This is a genomic window from Candidatus Planktophila lacus (assembly GCF_002287925.1).
Taxonomy (GTDB): domain Bacteria; phylum Actinomycetota; class Actinomycetes; order Nanopelagicales; family Nanopelagicaceae; genus Planktophila; species Planktophila lacus.
Map to the genome: position 1 here is coordinate 1,178,395 of NZ_CP016769.1, position 13,117 is coordinate 1,191,511.

The window sequence follows — 13,117 nt, forward strand, 5'->3', positions numbered from 1 at the left end:
ATTAGTTATCTTTCTCAGTTAGAACTTCGATGACTGCCATTGGTGCGTTATCGCCCTTGCGAGGACCGATCTTGGTGATACGTGTGTATCCGCCATCGCGAGCTGCAAAACGTGGACCGATTTCAGTAAAGAGTGTGTGAACAACGCTCTTATTTGCAATGCGAGCCATGACCTGACGACGTGCTGGTAGGTCGCCCTTCTTTGCGAAGGTGATTAACTTTTCAGCCAACGGACGCAGGCGCTTAGCCTTTGCCTCTGTTGTTGTGATCTTTCCATGTTCGAACAACTGCTCAGCAAGTGTGCGAAGGATTAGACGCTCATGTGATGGGCCGGAGCCCAAACGAGGACCTTTAGTTGGTTTTGGCATTGTCGTATCTCCTAGGCCTGATCTGCTTCAGCGAAGTCGTCGTCTGATGCATTGAAGTTCTGGTGCTTTGTTGGATCGAATCCAGCTGGGCTGTCCTTAAGAGACATTCCCATTGAGACAAGCTTTGCCTTGATCTCATCGATGGACTTTGAACCAAAGTTACGGATATCGAGTAGGTCTGCCTCTGAACGGTTTACCAACTCGCCAACTGTGTGAATGCCTTCGCGCTTCAAGCAGTTGTATGAGCGAACTGTTAGATCGAGATCTTCGATTGGAAGTGCAAGATCAGCAGCGAGAGCAGCATCCATAACAGATGGCCCCATCTCGATACCTTCTGCATCAACGTTAAGTTCGCGAGCAAGTCCGAAGAGTTCAACAAGAGTCTTACCAGCTGATGCAACTGCATCGCGTGGCTTCATTGATGGCTTTGTCTCAACATCAACAACAAGACGATCGAAGTCGGTGCGCTGTTCAACGCGAGTTGCTTCTACCTTGTATGTAACCTTCAAAACTGGTGAATAGATTGAGTCAACAGGAATGCGACCGATCTCGGCACCCGCTTGCTTGTTCTGTACAGCAGTTACATAACCACGACCGCGCTCTACTGTGAGTTCGATTTCGAGGTTTGCCTTGCCGTTAAGTGTTGCGATGTGGAGTTCAGGGTTGTGAACTTCAACGCCACTTGGAACAGCGATATCAGCGCCTGTTACAGCTCCGGCACCTGATTTGCGGATGTAGATGACGCTTGGCTCGTCGTTATCTGATGAGAGCACCAAGTTCTTGATGTTCAAAACGATATCGGTGAGATCTTCCTTAACGCCTTCAAGAGTGGTGAACTCATGGAGTGCACCAGCAACGCGAATGCTTGTAACCGCTGCACCTGGAATAGATGAAAGCAGAGTACGGCGCATTGAGTTGCCGAGTGTGTAACCGAAACCTGGTTCCAACGGTTCGATGATGAACCGTGAACGGTTTTCGGAGATTACTTCTTCACTGAGGGTTGGACGTTGTGCGATTAGCACTGCTGAGCCTCTTTCTTCTCGCGGAAATCCACTATTTGATTTCCTCTTTTGGAATTAAAAATTACTTGCTGTAGAGCTCAACAATGAGCTGTTCTTGAACCTGGGTATCGATTACTGAACGTGCAGGGACGCCGTGGATGATGATGCGCATCTGCGAACCAACAACCTCCATCCATGCTGGAACAGCTTTTTCACCAAGTTCAGCGCTTGCAACGATAAATGGTGTGAGATCGAGTGACTTTGGAAGAACATCGATGATGTCCATTGGAGAAACGCGATATGAAGGAATGTTTACCTTCTTGCCATTTACGAGGAAGTGACTGTGACGAACCAACTGGCGCGCCATGTCACGGCTCTTTGCAAAGCCTGCACGGAATACAACGTTATCGAGACGTGTCTCAAGAAGAACGAGAAGGTTTTCACCAGTCTTGCCCTGCTTGCGGTTTGCCTCTTCGTAGTAACCACGGAACTGCTTTTCGAGAACACCGTAGATACGTGCGCACTTCTGCTTTTCACGCATCTGTAATAGGTATTCAGATTCCTTGGAACGTCCACGACCATGTTGTCCTGGTGGATATGGACGAGATTCGATAGGACACTTTGGTCCATCGCACTTTGCGCCCTTAAGGAAGAGCTTTACTTTTTCGCGACGGCAACGCTTGCAGTCTGCTCCGGTATAACGAGCCATTTATTCTCTTCCTTCCTTAAACTCGACGTGGTTTCGGTGGGCGGCAGCCATTGTGTGGAGCTGGAGTTACATCAGAGATGGCTCCAACTTCTAGGCCTGCTGCTTGCAATGAACGAATTGCAGTTTCGCGTCCGGAACCTGGTCCCTTTACGAAAACATCTACTTTCTTAAGGCCGTGCTCCTGTGCGCGACGAGCTGCTGCTTCTGCTGCAAGCTGTGCTGCGAATGGAGTCGACTTACGTGAGCCCTTGTAACCAACTTGGCCAGATGAAGCCCAAGAAATTACAGCGCCGGTTGGATCGGTGATAGAGATGATGGTGTTGTTAAAAGTGCTCTTAATGAACGCCTTACCAACAGCAATGTTCTTCTTCTCTTTTTTACGTGTCTTGACTTTGCCCTTTGCAGGAGCAGCAGTCTTAGATTTAGGAGCGGCCATTACTTAGTCACCTTCTTCTTACCAGCAATTGCTTTACGAGGACCCTTACGAGTACGAGCGTTTGTATGTGTGCGCTGACCACGTACAGGAAGTCCCTTGCGGTGACGGATACCTTGGTAGCTCTGAATTTCAACTTTACGACGAATGTCGCCAGCGATTTCGCGGCGAAGATCGCCCTCAATCTTGTAGTTAGCTTCGATGTATTCACGAAGCTGTGCGAGTTCTGATTCTTGCAAATCCTTAACGCGTGTATCTGGTGAAATCCCAGTTGCCGCGAGAGTTGCATGAGAACGAGTTAGACCCATTCCGAAGATATAGGTGAGTGCGATTTCCACGCGCTTTTCGCGTGGTAGATCGACACCAACAAGACGTGCCATTTAATCAACCGATCTGTAATCCGGAGGTCCTTCGCAGTGCTTCTCAACTTTGTCGAGTCTCGGCCTACCGGTCCGAGAGTCCTAAGTAATTACTTACTTAGTTGCACCACGCGTATTTATTAAGTTGTAGAACTAACTAATTAACTATTCCTTCGGGTTAAAACCTAAAGGTTTTAACCTTGACGTTGCTTGTGACGAAGGTTCTCGCAAATCACCATGACGCGACCCTTGCGGCGAATGACTTTGCACTTATCGCAAATCTTCTTAACGCTTGGATTAACCTTCATGATCTTGCTCCAGTCTTCGTTACTTGTAACGGTAAATAATTCGACCTCGGGTGAGGTCATATGGACTTAGTTCTACGATCACACGATCACCAGGAAGGATGCGAATGTAGTTCTTTCGCATCTTGCCGCTGATGTGCGCAAGAATTTTGTGCCCATTAGTTAGTTCAACGCGAAACATTGCGTTAGGTAAAGCTTCTGCAACGGAACCTTCGATCTCGATGGCGCCATCTTTGCTAGCCACTAACACCCACTTCTGTTTCAAATTGAACCCACGCCCGTTTGCGAGCGCGGTTGCACCCACCAAAAACCCTCAGGATTTTCGCTAGGCGCGAAGGTGCATTCTAAAGCCCCGCCCCTTATAAAGGGAAATTGGCTAAATCGCCCCTATTGGACCCCCTAGACACGCCCAGACTTTCGGGCGAAAAGGCGGTTTTAGCTCTGGAAATCCTCGCGGCGGACCCAGGTGACTAGCACCCAGAGTGAGCAGACCAAGGTCACGATCAGCGCTGGGAAGTAGAAGATCTTGTCTACGAAGATGCCGATCGGTGGAGATCCTGGCATGAGCCCGCGAAGTGAGATCAAAGAATAGGTAAGTGCTGCAGCCCAGGTAAGAGATGAAAGCGTTGGTGGGCGCTGACCGGTAACCACCATGTAAGTCATGATCGTCACTGAAACCATCGCTGTGATCATGAGTAACAGAATGATTGTTACGAGCAACTTAGTTGAATTTGAGCGAACTGCCTCAAATACTGAAGAAGATTGACCGTTGTTGAATTCTTCCACTGCCATATCAAATGACTTTGCATCATCCATAGTCACGGTGGTGAAGGCATCGTTCCAAAGGCCATGGATCATATGGATATCAAAAGTGTCGATCTTCTTTGTGTAATCCAGTGGCAAGATGTTTAGCGTTGCTTGATCGCCATCTTCCAAAGTACCGATCGCGCTCATTGGTATCTCAAATGAATACTTATCCATTGGATACCAGCCAACATCAGAACGTGCACCAGCACCTGGTTGCTCATCTATCTGAACATCAAAGCCACCAGTTGGAACATCTTTCTTAAAGCTATAAGTATTACTTCCACCATTACTGGCTCCGATTACCGAGTCAACAATCAAATCAACATCTTGACTAGGCACCCAACCGCTCTTTAAGCGGTAACCAACATCGTCGCTATTTGGCCAAGGCAGTACACGTGCATTTGCCGTTCCCTCAAGTGGATTAACTCCGGTGATCTGAACCAATAGTTCGAGGCGATTATCCGAGCTCATCTCAATCAACTTGTCATCGATCGCAGTTGCATCATCGGCTGGGTTCTGTGAAATCACCACAACTATTCCGAGATAGGCAACCGTGATCAAGATAAAGGTCTGAAAGAACTTGGTGCGGAAAACTTTCACAAGAGCCCCTACTTCTTCTTATAGCCAGCCGGACACTTTGGTTTTACCGCAGTCACCTTTTTACTGGTCTTGCCTTTGATACATGTAATTGTGACAGCCTTCGTAACCGGTTTGGCTGAGGCGCTCGGGGTTGGAGTAGCAGATGCAGTAGGAGTTGGTGTTGGCGCTGGTGCATCTTGCTCAAGTTTTACCTTGATAGTTGGTGATGAATAAGTGAATCCGCCTGCTGAAAGATAGAGCCAGCCGTTCTTTTCACCAAGAATTTCAGTTGCAACCTTTTGATTTCCTTGATCATTAACAATTGAAAGCTCAGCCCTAATAGGTGCACTCGTAAATCCATAAACGCATCGAGCAACATCTGAGCGCATAATCAAGTCATAGGTACCAAGGAACTCATCACCCTTTGTCGTGAAGTGAGGCGCAGCAACTTGGTATTCAAGTGTGCCTTCACCTTTATTTAGAGATGGTGGCCCAGCGGAATATTGAGTTGCATTTGTTGTGACAATTCCGGTTACACCTTTATCGCCACTGGTGAAGCACTGCGAAGCACCTTGGGTTTCATTTTCATCAAGTGTACGAACCGACCATGTACCCATGAGAGTTGTTGCCTTATCCCCCACAAAAGGTAGCCACACCTTTAATTGATCCATACCAAATTTACTTGAAGCCGAAGGAGCGATGATCACATTTCTCGTCATTGGATCTTCTGTACAGGCGCTACGTCCACAACCTTGCGGCGCTCCATTTGAATTTGGAGATCGGAGTGCGACCTCTGGTTTGTATCCACCTGTTTTAATGTCGTACTCATCTTTGAGTGCTTGTGGCATCTCTGGATAGCGATACATCTTATAAACCACTGGAACAGCGACAGGATTTGCTGCGATATAGAAGGAATATCCACTACTAATTTCGGTAAATGACACGTCTGGCTTTGCAATTCTGCCGTGCAACCAGCCCTTTGGCTTATTTTGAAGCTTTAGCTTTATATAGAACTTCTTATCGGCAGGGAATGAATATCTCTGAGCGCACAATCTTTCTTTAGCGCTACCTGCCACACAGAAGCTAGTTCCAGAAAAACCGAAGCTAGCAAATCGCCATTGACCCACAGGATGTCCAGATCCGCCATTGGTCTCTTTTGACATACCAGAATCAATTTCTTGGATTGCACTATCGCCAGATTCAAGTTTCACCGGATAAATCTCGATATTTAGCGCCTGCAAGTCAGCACCCGTTGATTTATTCAAAGTACCCTGCGTTAAGGCGGAAACGTAATACAAGGTTCCACCATCGTGTGGCGCACTAGGTAAATCAAAGATACTTCCCGTGGCACCAAACGGTAACCTTAATTTCTCGGATGCTTCAAATTTGTTTAACGCCTCATTAGGGAAGTATCGCGAAAATGCGGCCTTAGTAGTTTCTCCGCCAGAACTAATAACTCCAAAATCTTCAATGCAGTAAACCGTACTTAACGTTCCGCACACAGGCAGCATCGATTTAAAGCCGAGTGATCCTGCGGTGCAATTAGGGTCTTCTGCGCTCTTACATGTTGGATCTTTGTAAGCATCGCTTTGGTACTTCTGAAAATCAATCAAATATGAGGCTGGAGTTCCGGGAGGGGAATCCAGGAATCGCTGGATATGCATGCCACGGTCAGCATCGTTCGGAATGGCCCAGCTTCGTCCCGCATCGCCGACCGTTTCACCTGCTGCAACTACGGCGGAAGAGCCGCCCAATATAAATGCGATAGCAACGATTATTGAAGTTAGTTTTTTCATATCTCTATCTCTTCTTATATCCGGTTGGGCACTTTGGGTTAACGGCAGTCACCTTCTTAGTCATTTTTCCTTTAACGCAATTGATTGAAGTCTTCTTCAAGGCCGCAGGCTTTGATGCTGCAGTTGGTGATGGGTTAGCCGCTGGCTCGACCGCTTGAGTCAACTTAACTCGAACTGTTGGTGAAGAAAACGTGAAGCCACTTGCTGTCAGGTAAAGCCAACCATTCTTCTCACCAAGGACTGTTGTAGCAACTTGCGCCGTTCCGTCAGCGGCAACGATGGAGACTGTTGCAGAAACCGGGGCAGCGGTGAATCCGTAGATACATCGAGCAACAGAAGATCTCATAAGTAAGTTATAAGTACCTTTGAAAACTTCGCCATTTGGAAGGAAGTGAGGAGATGCAACTTTATAATCTAAGGAATTCTCTGTTTGATTGTAAACAGGTGGACCAGATACGAAGAAGTTCGAATTGGTTGCAACGATGCCACTTAGGCTCGCATTATTTCTGAAACAACCCTTTTGATCCGATCCAGAATTTGTACTGCGAATTGACCACTGAGTTGGCGCCATAGGTGCTTTATCTTTGAGTGCTGAGTACCATGCGATCGCTTCAGGAAATTGGCTTTCACGATAATCCAAATAGTCTTTTAATAAGGACGGCGAGACCAAACTTCCTGCCAGGCGATCACCAAAACCTGTGCCGTATGCAGATTCTTCAGGTCTCGTTGCGTAATAATCCGCTACTTGCTTTGGAATATCAGTTTTTGGAAACCAAGCATAAACGCTAGGGACTATCGAAGCGCGTCCCGAAACTTGAATTACTTGATCTCCATCGGCGGCTGTATTTATTTCGGCAACCGTGTTGTTAGTTCTTCCATGTAGCCAGCCATTTATCTTTGCATGCATCTTCAAGCTCAGACCAAAATCTATGTCCAGCGGTAGTGGCCATGCCAGTAAACATTCAGTCGCCGAAGATTGTGCGCAACGAGCTGTTGTGCCTGTGCTCTGATCGAATGGGACTCGTTGGTTCGAGACCATACCGAGAACCTTGAAGGCGGCAACCTCTGTTGTTGGTCCAGTAATTTGATAACGCCCTGTTACTTTGGAAACAGCAAATATTCCCAAAGAAAAGTCATTTACATTAAATAGCGGATTTCCTGCAACTTTAATACCTGTCGCTTGTGCGACCACCAAATATTGAGTGCCGGCAACGTGAGGCGCCTCAGGTATATCAACTAAAAATGTAGATCCACCAGTGGGTAGGTTTGCCTGGAGATTTCCTTTAAATGCGTAAGCCATTTTCTCTGGGAAAGCTCCTACGTAATTCACTGCAAGCTTCTTGCCAGCCGAATTGGTAGCAGTTACCCCCTGAACGCAATCAGTTGTGAGTTCTTGGCTGCAATAACCCAAATTAGCCATGAAATTCATGAATTTGTCTTGGCCACATTCTGCAGTTCCATACTCGAAACAGTTGTTGACGCTTAAGACTTTGCTGGTACCAACTTGAGTGCCATCACTAGTGAATGCTTGAAGAGTAGAAAAGGTATTCTTCAATTTCTGAGAGTCTTCTATCACTACCCCGAATGAAGGCACATTCCCCGGCGGTGAAGAAATCACAAATTGCTCATCTGGAATATCTGCTGCGCTAACTGGAGAAAAGACTCCGAGTGTTAGCGCAAATACTGTGCAAAATGCAATGAATATCTTCTTCATTTCTTCTTATAGCCTTTCGGACAAACTGGATTTACTGCGGTCACCTTCTTACTTGTCTTTCCCTTTAGGCAAGTGATTGAGCTCTTCTTGATCGCGGCCGGCTTCACCGGCACCACTGGGGCTGCTGCCTCTTGAGTCAGCTTTACTCTTACTGTTGGTGAAGAGAAGGTGAAGTTATAGGCGGCAAGATTGAGGAAACCATCTTTTTCGCGAACCAAAGTTGTGGCAATGTTCGGTTCGCCAGATTCAGAGACAATAGAAATAGTTGCGCCAATTGGCGCTTGCGAGAATCCGTATAGGCATCTTGCAACTACTGAACTCATCACTAAATCGTAAGTACCCTTGAATACATCCCCTGTAGAAGTTAAGTGCGGTGCTGCGACTTTATAATCCAACACACCTTCGTTTTTATCAAAGCTAGGTGGACCGTCTAAGTACTGTGCAGCATTTGTTGAAACTACTCCAGCGAACCCATTACTCTTAGCAAAACATGGACTTTCATTTTTGGTGTCACCAAAAGAGATCATCGTCTTGAGCATCCAAGCTGTGGGCATACCTTGTGCTTTATCACCGATAACTGGAAGCCAATTAACAAACTCTTTCATTGTGTTGGCATTGTTACCATCATTGCCATCGCGTCGTAGAGCGATTTCTGAAAGTGGTTGATCTTTTGTGCCAAAAGTTGTGCTTCCCCAGTTGGGAATACCTGAATAGTAATTTTTTAGCCCTGCAGGCATGGCGTCGTTATTAACCCAAACATCAATAAGTGGAACCTTGATTGCATTTGCCTGAACTGTAAGTAATTGAGTTCCGGCGGCTTCTTTTACCAATGTTATTGATGGTGCCTTCATGCGTCCATGCAGCCAACCGTTTAACTGGTTGTTCATTCTAAATTGCAAACCGAATGCAACGTTTTGTGGAAGTGGAAAACCTTTTGCGCATTCGGTTACCGAAGACATAACGCATTTTCCTGTCTCTGGAGGATTTCCGACTGGCGCTCCAATTAACCAATCCGTTGTTGGATATTGCTTTGGATCAGTAGACATTGAGCTAAAACCAAAAGTGCCTTTTTCTATAGCAATAGCAAATATTCCAGTCTGCATGCGTTGCATCAAGAATTTGGCAGTCGGTGAATTATTGGTATCACGAACGCCGACCATTTCAGATTTAATTAAATATAAATCTCCACCAGCATGTGGCGCATCAGGAATTTTTACAAGTATCGCACCACCACCTGTTGGCAAATTCTGGGAAGGGTCGCCTTGAAAGTCGTACTTTCCTTTGTCAGCAAAGATTCCAGCTGGTTGAATGTCTAGTTCCTTGCCGTCATCGGTCTTAGCAAACACCTTGGTAATGCAGTCAACTGTGTTAACAGAGTCGCACTTTGGCAAGATTGCGCGGTAGAACTGTTTTGAAGTGAACTCACAACCTGATTGCCCAAGTGAAGAGCAAGCCGTTATTGATTCGACACCTTGCGCTGAGTTAACTTTAAAGCTAATGAATCCTGAGTTGAATCGAGTTATTTCTGCTGAATCTTGGAGTAAATATCCTTGGAAATTCTTAGCTGGAGCAGGAGACGCTAGATGCTGTTCATCATACGAATCTGCGCCATGGGCCAGCGTTGGAGCAATTAGCGCTACTGAAATCAGTAGAAGTACGAATTTTCCTAAACGCTTCACGCGATCCCCAGTCTTAGAAGTTTTTTAGAGTACTTACGAAGAGACCGCCCCCGGTTCACTAATCTCTTAGTGAACCGAGGAACGGTTTTGCCCTCGTTTATCTATATGGAAGAAGTGTCGAAACTACTTCTTCTTATAACCTGCTGGACATGCTGGCTTAACTGCAGTGATCTTCTTTACAGCCTTGCCCTTAACGCATGTGATGGTTGTCTTGTTCAAGATCTTGGCAGCAGGCTTGTAGCCCTTCTTGATGCCGATCTTGAGCTTTGGACGTGAGTATTCGAAGCCAGATACATCAATGATGATTCGGCCGTTCTTCACGCTGATGTTCTTTAGGAAGGCTGCAGTTCCGCCTTCTTCTGTTGTTAGCGAGATTTCTAGAGCTGATGCAGCATCGTTTGGATTAGTCATACCCCAAAGAAGTGCAGCATCTGCTGTAGGAATTACCGCCTTGTAGAAGCCCTTGTTCACTGTCACACCATCTGGTGCAAAGTGAGGAGCAGCTGCGCGCCATGTGAATGCCTTATCCTCTTCGCTCCAGACTGGAGTTGAGAGTCCGCAGACACCGTTTGAGCCGACGTACATTCCACCGGAAGTACCTTCAACACCGAAGCCGGAGTTGTCGTCGTTGGCTGCCATAGCAATCATCTGGAATTGACGAACGTTGGCCTTTGATACGCCTTCTTCGCCTTCGCAATCCTTAACGTTCTTCGCAAGAGGAACAGTTACAGGAGTACCTGTGATTGAGATTGCGTTGTATTCGCCACCTGGCTCTTGCTTAACAACGATATCTGTACCAACAGCAACGGTAACGCCAGTCTGCATTTCGCCGACGCGAACCTTAACTGTAATTACGATATCTGAATCAAGGCTTACTGCATATGCCTTGTTACCGACCTGGCCTGCGAGGTTGGTCTTCTTATCAGCACCTGTAAGTGTTGGAAGAACATCGACGAATAGCATGCTTGATACGAACTCGTTAGGAGTACGTGCTTCAACATAAAGTCCGTCATAACCAAGTGCGCCAAGGTTTAGACCTTGCCAATCAGGGTGTGTCCAGCGACCGACAAGTGCGCGACCGGCTTCAGCTGGCGTTCCAACGGCAACACCTGGAGCTGGTGCAAGTGGAGCTGTTGCAGCTAATTCAGTTGCTTCAGCAGTTGCGCTTTCGGTTGTTGGAGTTGTTGTAGTTGCAGCAGCTGCTGGATCAGCAGGAACTGCAGCAGGTGTACCGGCAACAGCCCAGCCGTTAACAAGTGCATCACGAGTTACCCAGATAGGAATGATAATTCCTTCGGTAGCCTTAAATGTCTTGGTAGCAGCATCGTAAGTAGTTCCCCACACTGGACGCTGTTGAGTTGCTGACAGTTCAGCAAGATCAATAAATGTCACGCCAGTAAAGTTAGCAATCTGCTTTGCTGCATCTGCAGCTGTTGGATAGAAGAAGAAGAACTTAACTTCATTATCTTGCACGAAGGCAACTGAGCCCTTGTAGCAAGCACCAAATGTTGATTTAGTTGATGACTTAGTCGCTGGATTAAAGCAATCCATTGGATAGCTATAGAAATCTAGCGGCTTGTTAATGTCATAGGTCTTTGTTTTTGGATCAAACTTCGCACCCTGTTCTGGGTGATTAGCTGTCCCGAAAAGTGAAGAGAGATCCTGCATTACGTATTTGCCTGAAGCAAGTACATCGCGCTGGTATTGAGACATCCACCAGTTGTTGTCGATTACTTTTCCACCCTTGATCTGTGCAACTGGTGCAAAGAAATCAACTGGTGTCTTCTTAGCTGGAACTTCTGCTCCGCTTGGCACATAGGTCAAAGGAATTTTCTGTCCTGAACCTGTGGCAATTGTTACTGATTCGATGCAATAAATACCGTTTTGAATTACACAGGCATTCATTGGTGACTTAGGCAGGCGGATGGTTGCAGCACTTGCTGAAGTAGCAGTGAGCAATCCCGCGAGCATTGCTAGGGACGCAGCCCCAGCGATTAGCTTCTTTTTCACATTTCCCCCATAGAGATAGGTGAAGCCACGGGTATGGCTTCATAGTGGTTACCGCACTATGGGGGCTAATTTATGCGCTTTGGGGGCAGGTAAAAAGGGGGTTTCCTATCGGAGTTGAGCTAAGTACCAGTTCCACTGCCACGTCTCACGCGGAGAAGTCTCCAAAGAATCCTTGAATTCAGGGAAGGTATAGACCAGCAGCGCAGTGCCTCCAGGCAGAACGGTTGTTGGCCGTGAGTCGCTGACGATTGGGGTGTGATTGGTGAAGATGCCCAATGATGGCGCAGTCGAAATCAAATCTTGAGTGTTGTTCTGCAGACTTAAAACCCAAGTAACCGGACACTGTCCTCTGCCACAACGTTCCCAAGAAATCTTCAGACCATTTGCCGTTAAACCACCGAGAGTGTCACCGATTCCACCAGCACCACTAATAGCACCGAGATCGCCAACGCTCTGTTCCCATGTAACTGGGTAATCAGATTGCAGGCCAACGATCTCCGGCTGGCTATTTGAATTAGCGCCGGTAACTCCGTTATCAGAGGCCACAATAATTGGGGCTGGCTTTTGAATTACTTCATAAATTCCAATACTGGCCGCACCAACGGCAATTACACCAAGTAAGGCAACAAGTGCGCGACGAATTCTTTGGCGACGCACTTTGGCGATAATAATCGGAGCGAGGTCACGATTTTCAAGGACGCCAAGTGCCATCCACTGCATCTCGCGTTTAATTAGCGGATCTACATCACTCATTGTTATCCACCACTTCTGCGATTACGGTTTCGATTTCAGATGGTCGCTGAGAACTTCCAGTCAACTCTTTATTTGCGGACTTTTCTAGCTCTGGAACTAACTCGACATATGCGGCTACCGCTGCTTTGCCGCGGGCTAAGTGTGAAGCTGCAGTGCCCATTGGAATCTGCAGAACGTCAGCGACTTCGCGCAAGACCATGCCGTGCTCGTAAATCAAAACTAGAACTGCGCGTTGTGCCGCACTCAGCGACTTTAGGGCTGCTTGGACAAGTAAGCGCTGAGTTACATCATCTGTTTGATCAACTAAGTCGCGAATATTTTCAGCCAGATCCCAGGAAGTTTCCTTCTCTTGCTGACGGCGCAACCATTTGCGACGCATATCTGCATGCTTGCTAACCATTACACGCATTAAATATGCCTCAGGATTTTCGTGGCTGCGGATCTTGCTCCAGCGCTTGTAAACATCTGCCAGCGCTTCTTGCAGAACATCTTCGGCGTTCTGGGTATCAAAACAAATTACCTTTGCAGCACGCAGAAACGCCTTCTGGTTTTCGCGTAACCAGAGGGTGAACTCAACTTGGTTCTGTTGGCTCATGCGCACTCCA

The 13,117-nt window shown here is 47.0% G+C and carries 13 protein-coding genes and 1 pseudogene; all 14 read right to left on the reverse strand.

The genetic code is table 11. The annotated features are described in order from the left end of the window. Positions 1-13: 13 nt before the first annotated feature. Positions 14-367: pseudogene (gene rplQ, locus A1s21148_RS05905) on the reverse strand (50S ribosomal protein L17); the annotation flags it as partial. A gap of 11 nt (positions 368-378) precedes the next feature. Next, on the reverse strand, positions 379-1,389 hold the full coding sequence (locus A1s21148_RS05910) for a DNA-directed RNA polymerase subunit alpha (protein ID WP_095526917.1): 1,011 nt from the start codon (positions 1,387-1,389) through the stop codon (positions 379-381). A gap of 61 nt (positions 1,390-1,450) precedes the next feature. Next, on the reverse strand, positions 1,451-2,077 hold the full coding sequence (rpsD, locus tag A1s21148_RS05915; RefSeq protein ID WP_095671504.1) for a 30S ribosomal protein S4: 627 nt from the start codon (positions 2,075-2,077) through the stop codon (positions 1,451-1,453). A 16-nt stretch (positions 2,078-2,093) separates the two neighbouring features. Further along, complete coding sequence (gene rpsK / locus A1s21148_RS05920) at positions 2,094-2,513, reverse strand: 30S ribosomal protein S11 (RefSeq protein WP_095671505.1); 420 nt, start codon at positions 2,511-2,513, stop codon at positions 2,094-2,096. Then, complete coding sequence (gene rpsM / locus A1s21148_RS05925; RefSeq protein WP_095671506.1) at positions 2,513-2,890, reverse strand: 30S ribosomal protein S13; 378 nt, start codon at positions 2,888-2,890, stop codon at positions 2,513-2,515. The genes rpsK and rpsM overlap by 1 nt, the downstream gene beginning before the upstream one ends. A gap of 173 nt (positions 2,891-3,063) precedes the next feature. Further along, positions 3,064-3,177 (reverse strand): 50S ribosomal protein L36, encoded by a 114-nt coding sequence (rpmJ, locus tag A1s21148_RS05930; RefSeq protein WP_017955275.1) that lies wholly within the window; start codon positions 3,175-3,177, stop codon positions 3,064-3,066. 19 nt (positions 3,178-3,196) lie between these two features. Beyond that, on the reverse strand, positions 3,197-3,418 hold the full coding sequence (gene infA, locus A1s21148_RS05935; protein WP_095527782.1) for a translation initiation factor IF-1: 222 nt from the start codon (positions 3,416-3,418) through the stop codon (positions 3,197-3,199). A 191-nt stretch (positions 3,419-3,609) separates the two neighbouring features. After that, the gene (locus A1s21148_RS05940; RefSeq protein WP_095671507.1) at positions 3,610-4,581 is read right to left on the reverse strand and encodes a DUF4436 family protein; all 972 of its coding nucleotides are present in this window, start codon (positions 4,579-4,581) and stop codon (positions 3,610-3,612) included. Positions 4,582-4,589: 8 nt separating this feature from the next. Beyond that, complete coding sequence (locus A1s21148_RS05945) at positions 4,590-6,356, reverse strand: hypothetical protein (RefSeq protein WP_095671508.1); 1,767 nt, start codon at positions 6,354-6,356, stop codon at positions 4,590-4,592. A 4-nt stretch (positions 6,357-6,360) separates the two neighbouring features. Then, positions 6,361-8,070, reverse strand: a complete 1,710-nt coding sequence (locus A1s21148_RS05950) for a hypothetical protein (protein ID WP_095671509.1) — start codon at positions 8,068-8,070, stop codon at positions 6,361-6,363. Further along, entirely contained in the window at positions 8,067-9,749 is a 1,683-nt protein-coding gene (locus A1s21148_RS05955) for a hypothetical protein (protein ID WP_095671510.1), read from the reverse strand. Before A1s21148_RS05955 ends, A1s21148_RS05950 begins: the two co-directional genes overlap by 4 nt. A 123-nt stretch (positions 9,750-9,872) precedes the next feature. Beyond that, complete coding sequence (locus A1s21148_RS05960; RefSeq protein WP_095671511.1) at positions 9,873-11,759, reverse strand: hypothetical protein; 1,887 nt, start codon at positions 11,757-11,759, stop codon at positions 9,873-9,875. Between the two features lie 105 nt (positions 11,760-11,864). Then, the gene (locus tag A1s21148_RS05965; RefSeq protein ID WP_095671512.1) at positions 11,865-12,512 is read right to left on the reverse strand and encodes a hypothetical protein; all 648 of its coding nucleotides are present in this window, start codon (positions 12,510-12,512) and stop codon (positions 11,865-11,867) included. Continuing rightward, the gene (locus A1s21148_RS05970) at positions 12,505-13,107 is read right to left on the reverse strand and encodes an RNA polymerase sigma factor (RefSeq protein WP_095671513.1); all 603 of its coding nucleotides are present in this window, start codon (positions 13,105-13,107) and stop codon (positions 12,505-12,507) included. The genes A1s21148_RS05965 and A1s21148_RS05970 overlap by 8 nt, the downstream gene beginning before the upstream one ends. Positions 13,108-13,117 lie beyond the last annotated feature (10 nt).